Annotated in this window: 10 protein-coding genes; 8 read left to right on the top strand and 2 right to left on the bottom strand. The window is 70.4% G+C overall.

All coding sequences use genetic code 11. The features are described 5' to 3' along the window. Positions 1-10: 10 nt before the first annotated feature. Complete coding sequence (locus AMK58_RS23740) at positions 11-12,601, bottom strand: non-ribosomal peptide synthetase (protein ID WP_059399527.1); 12,591 nt, start codon at positions 12,599-12,601, stop codon at positions 11-13. 367 nt (positions 12,602-12,968) lie between these two features. Here AMK58_RS23740 and AMK58_RS23735 point away from each other — a divergent pair, with 367 nt between their 5' ends. Beyond that, positions 12,969-13,172: a DUF3008 family protein gene (locus AMK58_RS23735; RefSeq protein WP_035680765.1), complete on the top strand. Its 204-nt coding sequence runs from the start codon at positions 12,969-12,971 to the stop codon at positions 13,170-13,172. Between the two features lie 39 nt (positions 13,173-13,211). On the opposite strand, the gene AMK58_RS23730 is transcribed toward AMK58_RS23735, so the two are convergent. Next, complete coding sequence (locus AMK58_RS23730) at positions 13,212-13,817, bottom strand: DedA family protein (protein WP_035680767.1); 606 nt, start codon at positions 13,815-13,817, stop codon at positions 13,212-13,214. A 210-nt stretch (positions 13,818-14,027) separates the two neighbouring features. Between AMK58_RS23730 and glpD the strand changes: the two genes are divergently transcribed. The 7 genes from glpD to AMK58_RS23695 all read left to right on the top strand — a co-directional run bounded on the left by glpD (position 14,028) and on the right by AMK58_RS23695 (position 21,680). Continuing rightward, complete coding sequence (glpD, locus tag AMK58_RS23725; RefSeq protein ID WP_035680769.1) at positions 14,028-15,569, top strand: glycerol-3-phosphate dehydrogenase; 1,542 nt, start codon at positions 14,028-14,030, stop codon at positions 15,567-15,569. 80 nt (positions 15,570-15,649) lie between these two features. Continuing rightward, entirely contained in the window at positions 15,650-16,753 is a 1,104-nt protein-coding gene (locus tag AMK58_RS23720; protein ID WP_035680772.1) for an ABC transporter ATP-binding protein, read from the top strand. A gap of 16 nt (positions 16,754-16,769) precedes the next feature. After that, positions 16,770-17,858 carry an ABC transporter ATP-binding protein gene (locus tag AMK58_RS23715; protein WP_035680774.1) on the top strand — a complete coding sequence of 363 codons (1,089 nt, stop codon included), beginning with the start codon at positions 16,770-16,772 and terminating at the stop codon, positions 17,856-17,858. Continuing rightward, positions 17,858-18,742, top strand: coding sequence for a carbohydrate ABC transporter permease (locus AMK58_RS23710; protein ID WP_059399526.1), 885 nt, complete (start codon positions 17,858-17,860; stop codon positions 18,740-18,742). Before AMK58_RS23715 ends, AMK58_RS23710 begins: the two co-directional genes overlap by 1 nt. Before the next feature lie 15 nt (positions 18,743-18,757). After that, positions 18,758-19,555: a carbohydrate ABC transporter permease gene (locus AMK58_RS23705; protein ID WP_014242527.1), complete on the top strand. Its 798-nt coding sequence runs from the start codon at positions 18,758-18,760 to the stop codon at positions 19,553-19,555. A 19-nt stretch (positions 19,556-19,574) separates the two neighbouring features. Beyond that, positions 19,575-19,868 (top strand): DUF2160 domain-containing protein, encoded by a 294-nt coding sequence (locus tag AMK58_RS23700; protein ID WP_035680779.1) that lies wholly within the window; start codon positions 19,575-19,577, stop codon positions 19,866-19,868. A gap of 57 nt (positions 19,869-19,925) precedes the next feature. Beyond that, positions 19,926-21,680 (top strand): ABC transporter substrate-binding protein, encoded by a 1,755-nt coding sequence (locus AMK58_RS23695; protein WP_035680781.1) that lies wholly within the window; start codon positions 19,926-19,928, stop codon positions 21,678-21,680. Positions 21,681-21,776: the final 96 nt, after the last annotated feature.

The raw sequence follows: 21,776 nt of genomic DNA, 5'->3' as shown, positions 1-21,776 counted from the left end.
CCGAAGGCGGTCATCGGGAGAAGAGGTCCGCGGCGGCGCGCAGCATGTCGGCCTGCCCGGCGCGGGGAACCGGCGGCCAGCCGAAGCCCATGCGGCCGAGCAGCCCCTGCGTGCGCTCGGAGGTCAACTCCTGCCGCCGGCCGCGTGCCTGGGGGGAGCGCCCGCTGTAAAGGCCGAAGCCCTCCAGCGTCTGGGCCAGCGCGCCGTCCATGTCGGGTTCGCCGATGGCGCGCTCCAGCCGGTCGAGCAGCGCGTCGAAGCCGCCCGCCCGCACGGCACCCGCCATGCCGGCCGCCGAGGTCACGAAATCGGCCAGCGTGTCGCGGCGGTGGTTCTCCACATGGTGCGTCTCGTTGGCGAGGCCGGCGGCACCGGCCAGCAACGCCACTGCACGGGCGACGCGATCGACGTGGCACAGCCAGACGTGCGAATCGTCAGGCACCACCCCCAGCCGCACGAAGGCGGCCAGTTGCCGGAAGAAGGCGTTGTCCCGCAGGTTCAACTGCAACGGCCCGCCCTCCGCCGCGAAGACGACGTTGCCGACGCGGTGGATGCTGGCGTTGCGCAGATCGCCGCGCGCCGCCGTGACCAGCCGTTCCGCCTCCTGCTTGCTGCGGACGTAGTAGTTCTCGTCGAGCATCTCGGGCACCGCGTCGTATTCGGTGACCAGCTTGAAGCCGTCTTCCGGCGCCTTGCCGGTGACCGACAGGGTGGAGATCAGGTGGAAGTCCGCCGGGTCGCCGCGCCGCGCGGCGGCGAGGTCGAGAAGCCGGCGGGTCGCCTCCACATTGTCGGCGTGGAACTCCGCGTAATGGCCGAAGTGGTTGACGTTGGCGGCGCAGTGGAAGACCGCCCGCAGCCCCTCCGCCAGCGCGCCGTGCGCCGTGGGCGCGAGGCCCAGCCCGTCGCGGCGCAGGTCGCCGGCCCGGACGGTCAGGCGCGGATCGGCGACCAGCGCGGCGCCGTCGTCCGCTCCGAAATAGCCGGCCAGCACGCGGCCGAGCCGGGCGCGGGCGGCATTGTCGTCGCCCCCGCGGACCAGGGCGATCACCCGCCGCGTCGGATCGGACAGAAGCTCCCGCAGCAGATAGGCGCCGAGATAGCCGGTGGCCCCGGTCAGCAGCGCCTCGCTGTAGTCGCGCCGCTCCGTCCCGTCGAAGGCGGCGTAGGCGGCGTTGCGCGCCTCGTAGGCTTGCTGCTGCTCGGCCAGCGCGCGGTCACGGGCGGCGTCGAAGGCGGGCAGGGTCGCCTGATAGTCCCGCCAGTGGGTGCGGACGGCGGTGATGACGCGGTGCAGATGGTCCGGCTGGGGCCGCAGGCGCAGCGCGAAGTCGGCGAGCACCGGAGCCTCATAGAGGTCGTTGATCCTGCAGGCGAATTCGCGGCGCAGGCGGTTGACCACGGCGATCGCCCGCAGGCTGTCGCCACCCAGCTCGAAGAAGCCGGCCTCGCGTCCCGGAACGGGCCGCTGGAGCTGCTCCGCCCACAGCTCGGCCACCCGCTGCTCCACCGCGTTGCGCGGTGGGGTGTAGGCGCCTGAAGCCGTGCCTTTGGAGGGTGCGTGGTCGGCCAGCGCCTGCAGCAGGGCCTTGCGGTCCACCTTGCCGGCCACCGTCACCGGGATCGCCGGCACCCGGATCACCGCCGCCGGCACCATGTAGGTGGGCAGCGCCGCCGCCGCATGGGCGGCCCAGGCGGCCTGCGTCGGCTCCGCGGCGTCGGGGGCGAGGCTGACGAAGGCCCACAGCGTCTGCGCGCCGTCCGGCGCGGCGTCCACCAGGGCCACCGCCTGCTGCACGCCGGGGTGGGCTTCCAGCCGGTGCTCGATCTCGCCCAGCTCGACGCGCTGGCCGCGCAGCTTCACCTGGCTGTCTGACCGGCCGAGGACAAACAGCTCCCCGTTTGGCAGCCAGCGGCCGAGGTCGCCGGTGCGGTAGCGGCGGCCCTTCGGCGTCTCGACGAAGGCGGCGGCGGTCAGGTCGGGCCGGTTCAAGTAGCCGATGGCCAGCCCCATCCCGCTCAACCAGACATGGCCGATGGCGCCGGGGGGAACCGGCTCGCCGTCCTCGTCCAGGATGTGGATGGCGGTGTTGGGCAGCGGGCGCCCGGCGCTCATCCACGGCGAGTCCGGGGACAGGATGCCGATGCTGGCGGCGGCGGTGTTCTCGGTCGGGCCGTAGCCGTTGATGTAGCGCAGCCGCGCCGCGTAATGCAGGGCGTCGGTGGTGTTGGGCGGCTCGCCCACCGTCATCAGGATGCGCAGGGTCGGCAGGTCCGCCTGCTCGAACAGCCGCAGGTAGGAGGGCGGCAGGGTGGCGGAGGTGACGCCCAGCCGCTCCATCTTGGCGCGCAGCCCGCCGGTGTCGTCCATCTCGGCGCGGCGGATCGGAACCAGCGCGCCTCCGGTCGCCCAGGTCATCACGCAATCGGAGATCCAGGCGTCGAAGGAGGGGGAGGAGCTGAGAAGCGTCCGCTCGTCCGGCTGGACTCCCAGCATCCGTGCCATCGACAGGCCGAGGTTCAGCAGTCCGCCATGATGCAGCACCACCCCCTTCGGCACCCCGGTGGACCCCGAGGTGTGGATGATGTAGGCGGGATCTCCAGGACCGCTGCGCTCCCCGGCCTCCGGCTCATGGGCGTGGGCGGCGCGGAACTCCCCGGCCAGGGAGTCCGGGCGGAGGACGGCGTATCCGGCCTGCGCCAGCGCGTCGGGCAGGGGATGGCCGTCCAGCGCCACGATCACACCGATCGCGGCGTCGCCAGCGATGAAGGCCAGCCGGTCCGCCGGCAGGTCGCGGGTCAGCGGCAGATAGGCGGCTCCGGCCTTCCAGATCGCCAGCACCGCTTCGGGCAGGGCGGGCGAGCGCTCCGTCAGGACGCCGACCGCGTCGCCGCTCCGCACGCCCTGCGCCAGAAGCGCGTGGGCCAGCGCGTTGGCGCGGGCGTTCATTGCGGCGTAGCTGACCGCGCCGTCGTCGGTGACGAGGGCCGGCCGGTCTGGCTGCGAGCGCGCGAGTGTGGCGAACCGGTGGTGGAAGCAGAGAACCGGGTGCGGCATCGCCGGACCGCACTCCCACGCGGCGAGCAGCGTTTCCTCCTCCGGCAGCAGGGCGGGCAGCGGTTCGCCCGGCGCCCGCTGCGGATCAGCCAGCCGCCGCACCCAGCCCGCCAGCGCCGCGGTCCAGGCCTGGGCGGTTTCCCGCTCGTAGAGGGCGGCGTTGGCGTAGAGCTGAAGGACCAGCCCACCGTCCGCCTGTCCCTCATGCACCAGGACAAGATCCTGGGCAGGGGCGCTGTGGCGCAACTCGTACCGGATGCCGTCGCTGTCTAAGGCGTCGATGGCCGCGAAGCGAAGCCCGTCACCCCGTGGGGTGGCCATTGCCGGATTTTCCGTCACCGCCAGATCGAACAGCGGGTAACGGGCCGGATGATGCGCCTGCGGGTGGCTGCGGCGGAACTCCTGGTGGATGCGCGCGAAAGGCTGACGGCCATGGCGCAGCGCTTCCGCCAGACGGCTTTGTGTGGCCTTGACCGCCTGTTCCAGCGGCTCGTTCCGGTCCATCCGGAAAGGCACCGGCAGCATGTTGATGAAGTAGCCGACGACGCCCGCCTCCTCCGCCGTTTCGCGGGTGGAGGTGGCGGTGCCCATCAGGAACGCCGCCCGGCCGGTGCGGCGCCGCACCTCGTGCGCCATCAGGGTCATCATCAGTGCGTGCAGGCTTGCACCGTTGCGCCGGGCAAGGGCGCGCAACGCGTCCGCCACGTCGGGGGCGAGGCGGACGCGGTGGCAATGGCTTCCTTTGGCCGTCTCCGCGCGGCGCACCGGTGGGCGGGGGTTGTCGAGAGGCCATTCCTCGAAGGCGGCGGGGTCAATTCCGGCCAGCAGGTTTTGCCAATGCTCCACATCCGCCTTGGCGGCCTCGCTGGTGAGATAGCTTTCCTCCTTGGCGGCGGACCGGCCGAAGCCGGGTGCACGGCCGGGCGGGGACACCCCGCGCAGCAATGCGGCCAAGTCGTCCGCCAGCAGGCCGAGCGACAGGCCGTCGCCGATGGAATGGTGCAAGGCCAGCCAGAACAGGGCGCCGCCGTCGTCCGCCACCCGGACCAGCCCGGCCCGCCACAGCGGCGGAGCGGCCATGGCGAAGGGCGCCGTCTGGCGTTTCCGGATGAGGTCCAGCGCAGCGGCTCGGTCGAGGGCCGCCTCAATCTCCAGAGCGTCGGTCACGGGATGGACGACACGGCGGAGCATGCCGCCTTCATCCTCGTGGAAGCCGGTGCGTAGGGCCTCGTGCCGCTCCGCCAGGGTGGTCCAGGCGTCCTGCCAGCGGTCGTCGGCCGGGGTGTCGCCCTCCACCGTCAACGTCAGGGGGATGTTGAAGCCGCGGGTGTCCAGCCCCGCCTGCTCAGCCACCCAGAACTCCCGTTGGCCTTCGGTCGCGCGGTCGGATTCGGCATCGGATGGGAGATCCGCGGGAGTGGCGGTGGCGGCGAGGCGGGTGGCGAAGCCGCGCAGGGTCGGCTCGGTGAACAGGTCGCGGGCGGAGACCGGGCGCCCCAGCTCTGTCTCCAGCGCGTGGGCGACGGCGATGGCGAGCAGGCTGTGGCCGCCGAGCGCGAAGAAGTTGTCGTCGCGCCAGACCGGGCCGCGGTCCAGCCGCTCTGCCCAGACGCGGGCGACGGTCTCCTCAAGCCGGCCTTGCGGCGGGACCTGCACGCCCTGCGGGGCATGGCCGGCGAGCAGCTTTTGCAGGGCCGCTCGGTCCACCTTGCCGGACGCCGTGACCGGCACCGTCTCCACAGCGATCAGCCCGGCCGGGATCATCACCGCGGGCAGCCGTTCGGCCAGCCAGCCGCGCCAGGACTCCTCGGCCGGCGCCGGTTTGCCGGCGACGGGGCGGACGAAGGCCCACAGGCTCTGCGCAGAACCGGCCTTGCCCTGCACCAGGGCCACGGCCTGCGCAACGTCGGGGTGGCTCCCCAGCGCCTGCTCGATCTCGCCAAGTTCGATGCGGATGCCGTTCAGCTTCACCTGATCGTCGACGCGGCCCAGCACCTCCAGCTCGCCGTCGGCGCGCCAGCGCCCGAGGTCGCCGGAGCGGTAGAGCCGCCCGCGTCCCGTCCCGACGAAGGCCGCCGCCTCCTGCTCCGGGCGGTTCAGATAGCCGCGGGCGAGGTTGGCGCCTCCCAGCCAGATCTCCCCAATCGCCCCCGGCGGCACCGGGTTGCCGGCCGCGTCGCGGATGTGCATCGACGTGTTGGGCAGGGGACGCCCGACGGGCAGGAATCCCCGGTCCTCCACGCCGAGCAGCCCCATGGCGCTGGTGATGGTGTTTTCGGTCGGGCCGTAGGCGTTGTAGTAGCGCAGCCGCCCGGCGTAGGTCCGGACGTCGGCCGCCAGCGGCGCCTCGCCGCCGGTCACCAGGATGCGCAGCGACGGCAGCTCCGCCCCGTCGAACAGGCGCAGATAGGTCGGGGTGAGGTCGGCGACGGTCACCCGCCGCTCCGCCAGGAAAGCGATCAGGCGGGCCGGCGCGCTCAACACCTCGTAGGGAACGGCGCAGAGCGCCGCCCCGGCGGCCAGCGGCACGCCGATGTCCGACAGCGACACGTCGAAGGAGGGCGAGGCGAACATCAGAGTCCGGTCTTCGGGGGTCAGGCCGAAGGTCTCCACGGCGCTCAGCACCATGTTCACATAGGCGCCGTGGCCGACCGGCGTGCCCTTGGGCCGACCGGTGGAGCCGGAGGTGTAGAGGATGTAGGCGGTGTCCTCCGGCCCCGTCGCGGCTTGCGGCCGGTGGGCGTGCGCCGTGCGGAAATCGGCGGAGAGGTCCTCCGGACGCAGAAGCGGCAGGGCGGACAGCGCGTCGGGCACAGCGACGCCGTCCAGCGCCAGCAGCAGGGCCGCCCCGGCGTCCCCGGCCATGAAGGCCAGCCGTTCCGCCGGCAGGTCGGCGGCGAGCGGCAGATACACCGCTCCGGTCTTCCACACGCCCAGCAGGGCGGCGGGCAGGTTGGGCGAGCGGCCGGTCAGCACGCCGACCACGGTGCCGCGCTCCGCCCCGCGCTCCCGCAGGGCGTGGGCGATGGCGTTGGCTTCGGCCTCCACGGCGCGGTAGGTCAGAACGCGGTCGGCGGCGATGACCGCCGGGCGTCCGCCCTGGCCGGTGCCGGGCCGGTCGATCAGCCGCTCGAACAGCGCGTGGAAGGGCAGCGCCGGGCGCTCCACCGCCGGGCCGTGCTCCCACACTGCGAGCGTCGTCTCCTCCTCCGGCAGCAGGGCGGGTGGTGACACATCGGCGCGAGCGGCGTCGCTGCCCAGCCAGTGCGCCCAGCTAGCCAGCGCCTCGAACCAGCGCTCCGCCGTGTCCCTGGCGTAGAGCGCGGCGTTGACGTGCCATTGCAGAAGCAGCCCGCCGTCGGCCAGCCCTTCATGGATCAGCACCATGTCCTGGCCCGGCGAATGGCCGGTGCGTTCGTAGGCCGGCCCGTCGCCATCGGGGCGGACGAGGCGCAGTGGGCCGAAGGTGGGCGCGCTTTGCGGATTTTCCGTCACCGCGATGTCGAACAACGGGTAGCGGGCCGGGTCGCGCTGCTGCGGGCGATCCGCCCAGAAGCCGTGACAGATCCGCGCGAAGGGCAGGCGGGCGTGCTGGAGCGCGTCGGCCAGGGCCGCCTGGGTGGCGCGCAGCTCCACCCCGAAGGGGAGACCGGCAGCGGGACGGAGGGCCAGCGGCAGCATGTTCACGCCGTAACCGACGACCCGCGCATCCTCGGCGGTTTCCCGAATGTCGCCGGTCGTGCCGATGGTGACGGCGCTACGTCCGGTGCGCCGCCGCACCTCGCGCGCCAGCAAGGTCAGCAGGACGGCGTGCAGGCTGGCCTCGTGCCGGCGGGCGACGGCCTTCAGCCCCGCGGCGGTGCTCGGCTCCAACCGCAGTTCGAAACGGTGGCTGCCTGGCGCGGCTCCGGCGGCGCGCGGCGTGTCGAGCGGCCAGTCGCCGAACGCCTCGGCGGGCAGGGCGGACAGCTGTTCCTGCCAATGTGCCTCGTCTGTCGCGCGATCCGGGCTTTCCAGATAGCGCCGCTCGCGGGCGGCCATGGCAGCGTAGCGGGCAGGCAGAGGAGACAAGGTCTTTCCTGCCAGCAACGCGGTCAGTTCCTCCAGCAGGATGCCGACCGAGCGCCCGTCGCCGATGGAATGATGCATCGCCATCCAGAACAGCGGCGCACCGCCGTCCGCCAGCGTCACCAGCCCGGCGCGCCACAGCGGCGCGGTCGCCATGGCGAATGGTTGGCCCTGGCGGGCGCGGATGTGGGCCAGTGCCGCGGCGCGGTCGGGTTGCTTGGACAGCTCTGGAGTGACGTCGATGGTGGGGGCAATGTGGCGGCGCAACCGCCCTTCGGTGTCCTCCGCGAAGGTCGTGCGCAACGCCTCGTGCCGCTCGGCGAGCGCCGTCCAGGCGTCCGCCCAGCGGGCCTCGTCCGGCAACTCTCCCTCCACGGCGCGGATCACCGGGATGATGAAGGGTCGCGTGTCCAGCCCCGCCGCCTCGGCCACCCGGAACTCCCGCTCCCCTTCGGTGGCGAGGTCGGACTCGTCCGTGTCGGCCTGAGGCGTTTCCGCGTCGCGCAGCTCCGCCACCTTGCGGGCGAAGCCGGCCAGGGTCGGGGCGGCGAACAGGGTGCGCGCCGGGACGGCCACGCCCAGTTCCTGGGACAGCCGGTGCGCGATGGTCACCGCCAGCAGGCTGTTGCCGCCGAGTGCGAAGAAATTGTCGGTGCGCGCGACCTTTTCGCCCAGCAGACCGCCCCACAGGGCGGCGATGCGTTGTTCGAGGCCGTCCCGCGGCGCCTGCCGCTCCGCCGTGGTGGTATCCCAATGGGCGTGTGCGAGGCGGAGCAGAGCGTCGCGGTCGATCTTGCCGGCCGGTGTCAGAGGGACGCTGTTTACTGCCGTGACGCTGGCCGGCACCATGAAGGCGGGCAGGCGGTCCGCCAGGAAGGCGCGCCACGTCTCTTCGTCGGGCAGGGTGGCGCCGTCCTTGGCACGGACGAAGGCGCGCAGCGCCTTGGTGCCCTCCGCCGCGGCGTCCACCAGCACGACGGCCTGCGCGGCGGCGGGGTGGGCCAGCAGGTCCTGCTCGATCTCGGCAAGCTCGACGCGCTGGCCGTGCAGCTTCACCTGATGGTCGATGCGGCCGCACAGGACCAGTTGCCCATCCGCCGTCCAGCGCCCGCGATCGCCGGTGCGGTAGAAGCGGCCCTCCACCGTCTCGACGAAGGCGCGCGCGGTCAGGTCGGGGTTGTTGAGGTAGCCGCGGGCGAGGCCCACCCCGCCCAGCCACACTTCCCCCGGCAGGCCGGGCGGCACCGGCGTGCCGTCCGGGCGGCGCAGCGTGACCCGGCTGTTGGGCAGCGGGCGCCCGGCGGGCACCGGCCCGCCGCGCCCGCTGCCCGGCAGGATGCGGCCCATCGAGGCGAGGATGCTCGCCTCGGTGGGGCCGTAGGCGTTCCAAAAGGCCAGATCGGCGGCGTGGTGGCGGGCGTCGTCGGCGTTCGGCGCCTCGCCGCCGGTCAGCAGGACGCGCAGGCCGCGGAACGGCTTCTCCTGGCTGACCCGCAAGTAGGATGGGGCGTGGAAGGCCACGGTGACGCCCAACTCTGTGTAAGCGTCCTTCAGCACCCACGGATCGTCGCGCAGGTCCGGCGGCACCGGCACCAGCGCCATGCCGTGCAGCAGCGCCAGCCCGAGTTCCCACAGCGAGGCGTCGAAACCCGGCGTCGCCGCCAGCGCCATGCGGTCGTCAGGGTGCAGGCCGACCATCTCCCCGGTCGCCAGAGCGGCGTTGATGAAGCCGTCATGCCGGACCGCCACGCCCTTCGGATGCCCGGTCGTACCGGAGGTGTAGATGATGTAGGCGAGGTCGTCCGGCGCCCCGGCTACGGCGGTCCGTTCGGCGGGACCTTCGAGGACCTCCGGGCGGATCAGCGTCGGAACGGCGTCGGCCAGGGTCGGCGGGACGGGCTGACCGTCCAGCGCGATCAGCAGCCCGACGCCGGCGTCGCGGACCATGTAGGCCATGCGTTCCGGCGGCAGGTCGTGGGCCAGCGGCAGATAGGCCGCCCCGGCCTTCCAGACGCCGAGCACCGCCGCCGGCAGGCCCGGCGAGCAGCCGGTCAGCACCGCCACGGCCTCCCCCCGCGCCACGCCGCAGCGCAGCAGGGCGGTGGCGACGCGGTCGGCGTCCCGGTTCAACGCGCCGTAGGTCTGCGCGCCGCTGCGGGTGACCACGGCGGGGCGGTCCGGCCGGCGGGCGGCGATCTCCTCGAACAGCTCATGGGCGCGGCGGTCCGGGCGGGGCCGCTCTTTGCCGTGCTCCCAGCGGTCGAGAAGGGCCTCCTCTTCCGGCAGCAGGGCCGGCAGCGGAGAGTCCAACCCCGCCGGGGCGGCGGCCAGCCAGCGCGCCCAGGCGGCGAAGCCGGCCAGCCAGGAGCGCGCGGTGGCCTCCGCATAGACGTCCGGATTCCACAGCAGGGCGAGTTCCAGCCCCTCGCCGTCCTCCGCCGTCACCGGCTCGTGGCTGAAGGCGAGGTCGAGCCCGGCGGCGGGGTGGGCGAGCGCGCCGGGCAGCCGGCGCGGGGACAGCGACAGGCCGCTGGCCGGATCGCCGCTGGTCCGCGGCGGGTTGGCGGTCAGCGCCACCGCGAAGAGGTTGGGGCGGGCGGTCGGCAGCGCGTCGGGGCGGCGCTGGCGGAACTCCCGCTGGATCAGGCCGGCGGGCAGGCCGGCGTGTCCGACCGCCTCGGTCAGAGCGTCCTGGGCGGCGCGGACCTGTGCGGCCAGTGCCGCCGTAGCGCCAGGCAGGACGACCGGCACGAGATTGACGAAATGCCCAACGGCGTCCTCCGATCCCGCCGGGCGCAGCGAAACGCCGGTGCCCAGGATCAGGTCGGTTTGGCCGCCGCGCCGCCGCGTTTCCGCCGCCAGGATCGCCAGAAGCAGGCCGTGCAGGCCGACGCCCTGCGCCTTCGCGATGGCGGTGAGGGCCGCGGTGGTCGCGGCGTCCAGCCGTTCCGCAAGGGGCGGGGCGGAGCGCCCGCCGGGCGTGGTGGGGCGGGGCTGGTCGAACGGAAGCTCTTCGAACGCCTCCAGCGGCAGGGCGTCCAGTTTGGCTTGCCAGAAGGCGCGGTCCTGCTCCGCCCGGTGGGAACCGAGGTGGCGCGCCTCGTCCCGCGCCGCCAGCGCGATGCCGTGCGGCGCCGGGGGCAAAGGGCGGCCCAGCAGCAGGGCCAGGACATCCTCCTGCACCGTGCGGGCGGACTGGCCGTCGACAACGGCATGATGCAGCACGAACCAGAACAGCGTCTCGTTGCCGGATTCGACGAGCATCAGGCCGGCGCGGGCCAGCGGCGCCTTGGTCAGGGCGAAAGGCGTCTCGGCGTAGCCGGCGATCAGTTCCCGCGCCTCCTCCGGAACGTGGCAGCGGTCGATGGAAAAGCCGGCGGCGGGCGGCAGGGCGTTGGCGGGGACGGTGCGCCAGCGCACCCGCCCTTCGGCGTCGGCGTGGAAGGCGGTGCGCAGGGCGGGGTGACGCCCCAGCAGGGCGGCCCAGGCGGCGCGCCAGCGCTCCGCTTGCGGAACCGGGCCGCGCACCGAGAGGACGCGCACGACGTGCGATCCGGCGGCGGCGAGGCCGAGCTTGGCGGCGATCCAGAAATCCTCCTGCCCGGCCGTGGCGGGGCCTTCGCTCAGGTCCGGCGGGGCGGCGTCCTCGTCCGGCTGCTCCGCGATCCGGCGGGCCAGCGCCTGCACCGTCTGGGAGGCCAGGATCACCGGCACCGTTACCACATGGCCGAGCGCATGGAGGCGTTGCCCGACCGCGATGGCGAGCAGGCTGGTGCCGCCGATGGCGAAGAACGGGTCGTCGCGCATCACCGGGCGGGTGTCCAGCACCTCCTCCCAGACCGCGGCAATGGCCCGTTCCAGATCGCCTTGCGGCGGCGTTCCGCCCGTGCTGCGTGCGGCGGTCAATGCCTCTTCGGCGAGCGCCAGCAGGGCGCGGCGGTCGGTCTTGCCGGCAGAGCTGATCGGCATCCGCGCCACGGCCCTCACCTGCGCCGGCACCATATAGGCGGGCAGGCTGCGGCCGAGGAAGGCGCGCCAGTCTTCCGACTGGGCCACTTCCGGATCAACGCTCTCGACGATGGCGGTCAGGCGGCCTTGATGCTGAAGGGCGGCGGCGCGGCTGACCAGCGGGTGGCGCAGCAACGTCCGCTCAATCTCGCCCAGCGACACCGACTGGCCGGACACCTTCACCATGTCGTCGGCGCGGCCCAGCGTCTCCAGCTCACCGTTTTCGTTCCAACGCCCCAAGTCGTGCGTGCGGTAGGCGCGCCCGAAGCGTGTCCCGACGAAATTCTCCGCCGACAGCTCCGGCTGGTTCAGGTAACCGCGCGAGACTCCCCGCCCGACGACGTGGATTTCACCAACAACGCCGTCCGGGACCTCGTTGCCATGGCGGTCGAGCAGGTGGACGGCGTTGTTGGTGAAGGGGCGCCCGCTGGGCAGCGGGCCGTCGCCGTCCGGATTTACCTTGTGCATGCAGATGGTGCCGCAGACCTCGGTGGCGCCGTGCATGTTCCAGTAGTCGAGGTGGCGGGCGTAATGCCGTGCGTCGTCGGGGTTGGGCCGCTCCCCGGCGGTCAGGATCATGCGCAGCCCCGCCGGCACGGCGCCACGCAGCAGCCGCAGGTAGGACGGCGTGAACAGCGCGATGGTCACCCCCAGCCGGGCCATGTGGTCGAGCAGCCGCGCCGGATCGTCGATCAGCGCGCGAGAGGCCGGGACATAGGCGGCCCCGGAGAGCAGCGGCAGGCACAGCTCGCGGAAGCCCAGGATGAAGCCGGGCGAGGTTGACAGCAGCACCCGGTCACCCGGCCCGACGCCCTGCGCCTCCGTGTGGCCCAGCGCCAGATTCACGCAGGCGTCGTGCTGGATCAGCACGCCCTTCGGCTGGCCGGTGGAGCCGGAGGTGAAGAGGATGACCGCCAGCCCATTCGCCGGACCGGGCCGGTTCGGGCGCTCCGCAGACTTGGCGAGGCTGTCCCCGTCCAGAGATTCGGGGCGCAGGACAGCCTGCGGTCGTTTCGTGTTGCCATTGGCGGACAGGGCACCGGCCAGCGCGTCCGGCGGGGTCAGCCCATCCAGCGCGATCAACAACCGCATCCCCGCTTGCCGCGCCATGTTCGCCAGCCGCTCCGGCGGCAGGTCGGCGACCATCGGCACATAGACACCGCCCGCCTTGAGAATGCCGAGGAACGCCTGCGGCAGATCGCCCGACCGCTCCGCCAGAACGCCGACCGGCTCCTCCCTGTTCAGCCCCAGCGCCAGCAGCGCGTGGGCCAGTGCGTTGGCCGCCGCGTCCAGCCCGGCGTAGTCGAGGATGCCGGCCTCCGTCACCGCCGCCGGGGCGGTGGGATGCCGCTCCGCAAGCCGTTCGAATCCCTCGTGCAGACGAAGATCGGGCCAGATTCGGAGCGGTCCGAAACTGCCGGACAGATGAATTCGGTCGTTGGGGAGGTGCGGCGTGGTGTCGGGCATCGAAATCCCCACAATTCCTTCGGCGTTGCAATGATCCGACGGGAAAATTCGCGGCGAATTTTTACAGAAACGTCATATGCGTCCCGAAAAGGGATTAGGTCGCTGAGAATACGTCTTAAAGGAGGATTGTCAACGAATGATACAACTAAAAGAAATTTTAACGAAAGAGAAAGCTGCATTACGGATATGGAATGACCAAGACACACCAACGTGTGGTTATGCCGTGCCGATGGGCGCCGTATCGGCCCTCCCTGGGGTGACGCGGTTGCGATGGGGCATCAAAAGTTGCAAAGCCCGTGTGCAAGAACGGAATCCGCTCCCGCCCTGTTGAAGGAATCAGCGTTCACATCACAGGTGGAGGGAACGGATGGGCAAAGCGGAGTCCAAGAAGCAGCAGATGGCTGCGGGTGCAGCGCTGGCCGCCAAACGCGGGGAGCAGCCGGAATCCAGCTTGCGCGGCGCCTCGAAGGAAATGGCCAAGTCGATGAGCGAGAAGGAACTGCGGGAGATGGCGTCCGCGAAGCGCAAGGACCTGCCCACCCGCGGTTCAAAGGATGACGCGAAGGATTGATGCCGGACTGATCCGAAGAAACTGACGGGGGTGTCCCCGTCAGTTCTGCTCCTGCGGGCGGAAGGTGGCGACACGATAGGCGTACCAGGCGGCGATGGCGGCAATGACCAGCTTGGCCAGCGGGTCCATCCAGCCCGACACCTTGTCATACTGGCCCTCCAGCAGATAGCCCGCGCCGGCGAGGACCAGCGACCACAGCGCCGTTCCAATGGTCGAATAGACCAGGAAGCGGGTCAGCCCCATCCCGGCGATTCCGGCGGGAACGGAGATCAGCGTGCGCACCGCCGGGATCAGGCGTCCGATCAGCACCGACGCCCCGCTGTGCCGGCGGAACCAGCCCGTCGCCTCGTCAACCTGCGCGGGCGCCACCGTCAGCCAGCGGCCATGCCGGGCGGCCAACCGCTTCAGCCGTTCGCTGCCCAGCCACAGCCCGGCGTAGTACCAGAACAGCGCTCCGGCCACCGAACCCACGGTGCCCGCCAGAACCACCAGCGGAAGGCTGAGATCCCCGCGGGCCGCAACGAATCCAGCCAGCGGCATGATGAGTTCCGATGGGATGGGCGGAAAGACGTTCTCCAGCAGCATCAGAAGCGCGATGCCGGCGTAGCCGCCGCCTTCGACCAGGTTTGTGATCCACTCGAACACGCGGTCCTCCGGTTCCGGTTGCCTGGATAACCCGCCAGCGCCGCGGGAGTTCACCGTCTCTCCCAAGGAGGGAGGGGGGATGGCGCCATGCCCTTTCGTATCGCTTTCACTTTTTTCGTATTGCGGCCCGTCGAACCCTCGGCTACCGTTTGAAACGAAAACAAAGGCGCGGACCGCAAGGGGCGGGCGCAAAACGGAGAGGAGGGATGGATGGCCGGGGTCTACGACCTTGCCATCGTCGGCGGCGGTATCAACGGCTGTGGCATCGCGCGCGATGCCGCGGGTCGCGGCTGCTCCGTCTATCTGTGTGAACAGAAGGATCTGGCGTCGGGCACGTCCTCGGCCTCGACGAAGCTGATCCACGGCGGCCTGCGCTACCTGGAATATTACGAGTTCCGGCTGGTCCGCGAGGCGCTGCGCGAGCGTGAGGTGCTGTGGCGCATGGCGCCGCACATCATCTGGCCGTTGCGCTTCGTCCTGCCCCACCTGCCCGGCCTGCGGCCCTCCTGGTTCCTGCGGCTGGGCCTGTTCCTCTATGACCATCTCGGCGGGCGGGAGAGACTGCCGGGCACGCGCGGGCTCGATCTGCGCAGCGATCCGGCGGGAAAGCCGCTGAAGCCGGGTTTCGGTCGCGCTTTCGAATATTCGGATTGCTGGGTCGATGACGCGCGTCTGGTGGTCCTGAACGCGCAGGACGCCGCCCGCATGGGTGCTGCGATCCGCACCCGCACCCGCTTCCTGAGCGCCGTCCGAGAGGACGGGCTGTGGACCGTGACGGTGGAGGACACACGCAGCGGCCGGCGCAGCAGCATCCGCGCACGCGCGCTGGTCAACGCCGCCGGCCCCTGGGTGTCGGAGGTCATGCGGCAGGGGGCGCGCTCCACGGTTGACGCGCGCATCCGTCTGGTCCAGGGCTCGCACATCGTGGTGCCGAAGCTGTTCGACCACGACCGCTGCTACATCTTCCAGAACGCCGACAAGCGCATCGTCTTCGCCATCCCCTACGAGCGCGATTTCACCCTGATCGGCACCACCGACAACGACTACCAGGGTGATCCGGCGGACGTCCGCGCTTCGGAGGCGGAGATCGCCTATCTCTGCGCCGCCGCAGGCGACTATTTCGCCAAGCCGGTGACGCCCGCCGACGTGGTGTGGACCTATTCCGGCGTCCGCCCGCTCTACGACGACGGCGCCTCCACGGCGCAGGCGGCGACCCGCGACTATGTGCTGGCGCTCGACGCGCCGGGCGACGGCAAGGCGGCGCTGCTCAACATCTTCGGCGGCAAGATCACCACCTACCGCCGTCTGGCCGACGCGGCCATCGCCAAGCTGGCGCCCTTCCTGCCGAAGCTCGCACCCGGAGCGTCGGACTGGAGCAGCGCCGGCACCCTGCCGGGCGGCGATTTCCCGGTGGACGGCGTCGCGGCGCTGGTCGCCGAACTGCGCGGGCGGGCGCCCTTCCTGACGCAGCCGCATCTGGAGCGGCTGGCGCGCACCTACGGCACCCGCGCCCGCCGGATTCTCGACAGCGCCGCACGGCCGGAGGATCTGGGCCGCGACTTCGGCGGGACCCTGACCGAGGCCGAGGTCCGCTATCTGATGACGGAGGAGTGGGCGGAGACCGCCGAGGACGTGCTGTGGCGCCGGACCAAGCTGGGGCTGCGGCTGGACGCCGCCCAGGTGCAGGCGCTCGACGCCTTCATGACCGAGGAGCGCAGCCGGAGGGAGAGGGCATCCGACGCTGCCGAATAGCGGGCGTGGAACAGCGGCTGAAAACACGGCGACAAGAACCATCTCAATAAAGAAAAAATGAATATTGGGGAGGAAGGCCGGTGGGCTTGGTTCTGGACAAGGTCAGCAGGCATGTCGGCGGCCACGTTCATCTCGAGAACGTGTCGCTGAGCCTGGAGCGCGGGTCGCTGAACGTTCTGCTGGGGCCGACCCTGTCGGGCAAGACGTCGCTGATGCGGCTGATGGCCGGGCTGGACGTGCCCAGCGCCGGGCGCGTGCTGGTGGACGGGGTGGACGTGACGGGGCGGCATGTCCGCGAACGCTCCGTCGCCATGGTCTACCAGCAGTTCATCAACTACCCCTCCCTGACCGTCTACGAGAACATCGCCTCTCCCCTGCGGGTCGCCCGCCGGCCCAGGGACGAGATCGACCGCAAGGTGCGGGAGGCCGCCCGCCTGCTGAAGCTGGAGCCCTATTTGCAGCGCACGCCGCAGCAGCTCTCCGGCGGCCAGCAGCAGCGTACCGCCATCGCCCGCGCCCTGGTCAAGGAGGCGCAGCTCGTCCTGCTCGACGAGCCGCTGGCCAATCTGGACTACAAGCTGCGCGAGGAACTGCGGGAGGAGCTGCCGAAGATCTTCGCCGCGACCGGCGCGGTCTTCGTCTACGCGACGACGGAGCCGGCGGAGGCGCTCCTGCTCCGCGGCAACACGGCGACGCTGTGGGAAGGGCGGCTGGCGCAGTTCGGGCGCACGCCGGACGTCTACCGCCGCCCGGCCAACCTGACCAGCGCGCGGGTCTTCTCCGACCCGCCGCTCAACACCATGCGGGTGCACAAGCGCGGCTTGCAGATCGTGCTGGCGACGGGCGAGCACGGGCCGGCGCGTGGCGTCCTGGCGGAGCTGCCGGACGACGACTACACCATCGGCTTTCGCGCCGACCATCTGCATCTGACGCGGCCCCACGCCGATGCGCTGTGCTTGAGCGGTGCGGTGGCGGTCAGCGAGATCACCGGGTCGGAAAGCTTCGTCCACATCGACCTGCCGCGCACCGACGGCGGGGCGGACCGCTGGGTCGCCGTCACGCGTGGCGTGCTGGAGGTCGAGCCGGGCGAGCGGATCGAGTGCTTCATCGACCCGCGGCGGCTGTTCGTGTTCGGCCATGACGGGCGGCTGGCCGCGGCGCCGCCGCTGGTCATGGCGGCGTGACGGGAGGGCGGACGGCATGGCGCGCATCGACCTTCAATCCCTCGGCCACAGCTACACCCCCAACCCGAAGAGCGACGACGACTACGCGCTGAAGCCGATGACCCATGTGTGGGAGCAGGGCGGGGCCTACGCGCTGCTCGGGCCGTCGGGCTGCGGCAAGACCACGCTGCTGAACATCATCTCCGGCCTGCTGACCCCCAGCGAGGGGCGGGTGCTGTTCGACGGCAAGGACGTGACGGCGCTGCCGACCGAGGCGCGCAACATCGCCCAGGTCTTCCAGTTCCCGGTCGTCTACGACACCATGACGGTCTACGAGAACCTCGCCTTCCCGCTGCGCAACCGCGGCCTGCGCGGGGCGCCGCTCGACGCGCGGGTGCGGGAGATCGCCGGGCTGCTCGACCTGACGGCGGACCTGAACCGGCGCGGGCGGAACCTGACCGCCGACGCCAAGCAGAAGATTTCCCTGGGGCGCGGGCTGGTCCGTCCGGATGTGGCGGCCATCCTGTTCGACGAGCCGCTGACCGTCATCGACCCCCACCTGAAATGGGAGTTGCGGTCGAAGCTGAAGGCGCTGCACCGCGCGCTCGACCTGACGATGATCTACGTGACCCACGACCAGACGGAGGCGCTGACCTTCGCCGACAAGGTGGTGGTGATGCATGACGGGCGCGTCGTCCAGGTGGGCCGCCCGCAGGAACTGTTCGAGCGGCCCGCCCACGTCTTCGTCGGCCATTTCATCGGATCGCCGGGCATGAACGTCCTGCCGGCCGAGGTGTCGGGCCGCGCCGCGCGGGTCGGCGGGCACGTTATCGCGCTGCGCCGCGGCTATCCGGCCCTCGATGGCAAGGCAAAGATCGAAATCGGCGTGCGGCCGGAATTCGCCACGCTGGCCCCCGCCGGGGCTGGTGGCGTGCCGGTGCGGGTGCGCCGGCTGGATGATCTGGGGCGCACGCGCATCGCGCGGGTGGAGCTGTCGGGCCTGCCGATGGCCGCGACGGTGCCGGAGGATCTGACGCTGGCGGGGGACGAGGCGTCGCTGCTCCTCGACCCCGCCATGGTGCATGTCTACGCGGACGGAACGCTCGTGGAAGGGGAGGCGGCGTGATGGACAAGCCCGTCAACCAGGGAGCATGGCTGCTGGTCCTGCCGGTTCTGCTGATCGTCGCCTTCTCGGCCATCCTGCCGCTGATGACGGTGGTCAACTACTCGGTGCAGGACACCTTCGGGAACAACCAGTTCTTCTGGAACGGCATCGGCTGGTACCAGGAGCTTCTCGACCCCTCCACCGACCTCGGCGGGCGGTTCTTCGACGCGCTGTGGCGCAACCTGCTGTTCTCGCTGCTGATCCTGCTGATCGAGGTGCCGCTGGGCATCGCCGTGGCGCTGAGCATGCCGCGCCATGGCTGGCGGGTGGCGGCGACTCTGGTGGTTCTGGCGCTGCCGCTGCTGATCCCGTGGAACGTCGTCGGCACCATCTGGCAGATCTTCGCCCGCGAGGACATCGGCCTGCTGGGCTGGGCGGTCAACCGGCTGGGCATCCCTTACAACTACACCGCGGACCCGCTGTCGGCCTGGGTGACCATCGTGACGATGGACGTCTGGCACTGGACCTCGCTGGTGGCGCTGCTCTGCTACGCCGGCCTGCGCTCCATCCCCGACGCCTTTTATCAGGCGGCCCGCATCGACGGGGCCTCGCGCTGGGCGGTGTTCCGCAACATCCAATTGCCGAAGATGCACCGGGTGCTGCTGATCGCCGTGCTGCTGCGCTTCATGGACAGCTTCATGATCTACACCGAGCCCTTCGTGGTGACTGGCGGCGGCCCCGGCAACTCGACCACCTTCGTGTCGATCGACCTCGTCAAGCTGGCGCTGGGGCAGTTCGACCTGGGCAAGGCGGCGGCGCTGTCCATCGTCTACAACCTGATCATCCTGGCCGTCTGCTGGGTTTTCTACACGGTCATGACGCGCATGGACGCGCAACGGAACTAGCAAAGGAAACGGGCCATGCTGCGCGCACGGATCGTCCTCACGCTCTACATCCTGTTCCTGATGCTGCCGATCTACTGGCTCGTGAACATGAGCCTGAAGACGAACACCGAGATCGTCAGCGGCCTGACGCTGTGGCCCCACACCCTGACCTTCGAGAATTACCGGCGGATCTTCACCGATTCGTCCTGGTACTCGGGCTACCTGAACTCGCTGCAATATGTGGCGCTGAACACGGTGCTGTCGATCGCGCTGGCCCTGCCGGCGGCCTACGCCTTCTCGCGCTACCGCTTCGTGGGCGACAAGCACCTGTTCTTCTGGCTGCTGTCCAACCGCATGGCCCCGGCGGCGGTCTTCGCGCTGCCCTTCTTCAACCTCTATTCCGCCATCGGTCTGTTCGACACGCCGCTCGCCGTGGCGCTGGCCCACTGCCTGTTCAACGTTCCGCTGGCGGTGTGGATTTTGGAGGGCTTCATGTCGGGGGTACCGCGGGAGATCGACGAGACCGCCTATCTCGACGGCTACAGCTTTCCGCGTTTCTTCGTGAAGATCTTCATGCCGCTGGTGGCCAGCGGGATCGGCGTCACCGCCTTCTTCTGCTTCATGTTCAGCTGGGTCGAGCTGCTGCTGGCGCGCACCCTGACCTCGGTGGACGCCAAGCCCATCGCGGCGACCATGACGCGCACCGTCTCGGCCTCCGGCATGGATTGGGGGCTGCTGGCGGCGGCGGGGGTGCTGACCATCCTGCCCGGCGCGCTGGTGATCTGGTTCGTGCGCAACTACATCGCCAAGGGCTTCGCCCTGGGCCGCGTCTGACGGGAGGGAGGACGCCGCCATGGACACCATCACCGAACATCTCGCCTGGATGGCCTGGACCTGGCAGACCGGCGCCTTCTTCGCCGTCATCGCCGGGCTGCTGACCCTGCTGACCGTCCTGGCGCTCAACCGGCCGGAGGTGGCGCGCCCCGGCGTGCTGGGCATCACCACCACGCGCGGCGACCGGCTGTTCATCACGCTGCTCGGCAGCGCCTTCATCCACCTCGCCTGGCTGGGGCTGGTGGGCGGGGAGGTGCACTACGCGACCGCGCTTTCGCTTCTCTACGCCGCGGCGGTCTTCCGCTGGGTGTGACGGCCGGCCTGTGCCGGCCGGAACGGGCCTACAACAAGGAAACGGGAGGAATAAACGATGCGTGCCCTGTATCTCGCCTCCGCATCCGCGGTGGCGCTTCTTCTGTCATCGGCCCCGGCCTTCGCCGACATCGAGGCGGCCAAGCGCTGGATCGACAGCGAGTTCCAGCCTTCGACCCTGTCGAAGGAGGATCAGCTGAAGGAAATGCAGTGGTTCATCGACGCGGCCAAGCCCTTCGCCGGGATGGAGATCAACGTCGTCTCCGAAACCATCACCACCCATGAGTACGAGGCCCGGACGCTCGCCAAGGCCTTCAGCGAGATCACCGGCATCAAGCTGCGCCACGACCTGATCCAGGAAGGCGACGTGGTGGAAAAAATCCAGACGCAGATGCAGTCCGGCAAGAACATCTACGACGCCTGGATCAACGACAGCGACCTGATCGGTACCCATTTCCGCTACAAGCAGGCCGTGGCGCTCAGCGACTGGATGGAGGGGGAGGGCAAGGACGTCACGTCCCCCACGCTGGACGTGAACGACTTCATCGGCAAATCCTTCGGCACCGGTCCGGACGGCAAGCTCTACCAGCTTCCCGACCAGCAGTTCGCCAACCTCTACTGGTTCCGCTACGACTGGTTCCAGCGCCCGGACCTGAAGGAGAAGTTCAAGGCCAAATACGGCTACGAGCTGGGCGTCCCGGTCAACTGGTCGGCCTATGAGGACATCGCCGAATTCTTCACCAACGACGTGAAGGAGATCGACGGCGTCAAGGTCTACGGCCACATGGATTACGGCAAGAAGGACCCGTCGCTGGGCTGGCGCTTCACCGACGCGTGGCTGTCGATGGCCGGCAACGGCGACAAGGGTCTGCCCAACGGCAAGCCGGTGGACGAGTGGGGCATCCGCATGGAGGGCTGCAGCCCGGTTGGCTCCTCCGTCGAGCGGGGCGGCGACACCAACGGCCCGGCCGCCGTCTACTCCGTCACCAAATACGTGGAGTGGCTGAAGAAATACGCGCCGCCGCAGGCCGCCGGCATGACCTTCTCCGAATCCGGCCCGGTGCCGGCCCAGGGCAACGTCGCGCAGCAGATGTTCTGGTACACCGCCTTCACCGCCGACATGGTGAAGGACGGCCTGCCGGTGGTGAACGCCGACGGCACGCCGAAATGGCGCATGGCCCCGTCGCCCAAGGGCGCCTATTGGAAGGACGGCATGAAGCTGGGCTACCAGGACGCCGGGTCCTGGACGCTGCTGAAATCCACCCCGGTGGACCGCCGCAAGGCGGCGTGGCTCTACGCCCAGTTCACCATGTCCAAGTCGGTCAGCCTGAAGAAGAGCCATGTCGGTCTGACCTTCATCCGGGAAAGCGACATCTGGGACAAGAGCTTCACCGAGCGCGCGCCGAAGCTGGGCGGGCTGGTGGAATTCTACCGCTCCCCGGCGCGCGTGCAGTGGACGCCGACCGGCGTGAACGTGCCGGATTACCCGAAGCTGGCGCAGCTCTGGTGGCAGAACATCGGCGACGCCTCTTCCGGCGCCAAGACGCCGCAGGCGGCCATGGACGCGCTGGCCGCGGCCCAGGACTCGGTGATGGAGCGGCTGGAGCGGTCGGGCGTGCAGGGCGAATGCGGACCGAAGCTGAACAAGAAGGAGTCGGCGGAGTTCTGGTTCGCCAAGGCCGAGAAGGACGGCACCACCGCACCGCAGCGCAAGCTGTCCAACGAGAAGCCCAAGGGCGAGACGGTGGACTACGACCAACTCATCAAGTCCTGGCCGGCCTCGCCGCCGAAGAAGGCCGCGATGGCGCAGTGATATCATACTAACTCCAGCATAACCCTCTCCCCCCTGGGGAGAGGGGAGGGTGAGGGGATCGCGCATGGCGGCACGTCCGGCAAAAGCGCAACCCCC

Origin of the sequence: Azospirillum brasilense (assembly GCF_001315015.1) — a bacterium.
GTDB lineage: Bacteria > Pseudomonadota > Alphaproteobacteria > Azospirillales > Azospirillaceae > Azospirillum > Azospirillum brasilense.
Note: the sequence above shows the minus strand (reverse complement) of the source record. Positions and strands in the feature narration are given on the sequence as shown.

What these genes read in the sequence shown, in the direction of transcription:
- AMK58_RS23740 (WP_059399527.1), bottom strand. Translation starts at nt 12,601, where the DNA reads ATGCCCGACACCACGCCGCACCTCCCCAACGACCGAATTCATCTGTCC.
- AMK58_RS23735 (WP_035680765.1), top strand. Translation starts at nt 12,969, where the DNA reads ATGGGCAAAGCGGAGTCCAAGAAGCAGCAGATGGCTGCGGGTGCAGCG.
- glpD (WP_035680769.1), top strand. Translation starts at nt 14,028, where the DNA reads ATGGCCGGGGTCTACGACCTTGCCATCGTCGGCGGCGGTATCAACGGC.
- AMK58_RS23715 (WP_035680774.1), top strand. Translation starts at nt 16,770, where the DNA reads ATGGCGCGCATCGACCTTCAATCCCTCGGCCACAGCTACACCCCCAAC.
- AMK58_RS23710 (WP_059399526.1), top strand. Translation starts at nt 17,858, where the DNA reads ATGGACAAGCCCGTCAACCAGGGAGCATGGCTGCTGGTCCTGCCGGTT.
- AMK58_RS23705 (WP_014242527.1), top strand. Translation starts at nt 18,758, where the DNA reads ATGCTGCGCGCACGGATCGTCCTCACGCTCTACATCCTGTTCCTGATG.
- AMK58_RS23700 (WP_035680779.1), top strand. Translation starts at nt 19,575, where the DNA reads ATGGACACCATCACCGAACATCTCGCCTGGATGGCCTGGACCTGGCAG.
- AMK58_RS23695 (WP_035680781.1), top strand. Translation starts at nt 19,926, where the DNA reads ATGCGTGCCCTGTATCTCGCCTCCGCATCCGCGGTGGCGCTTCTTCTG.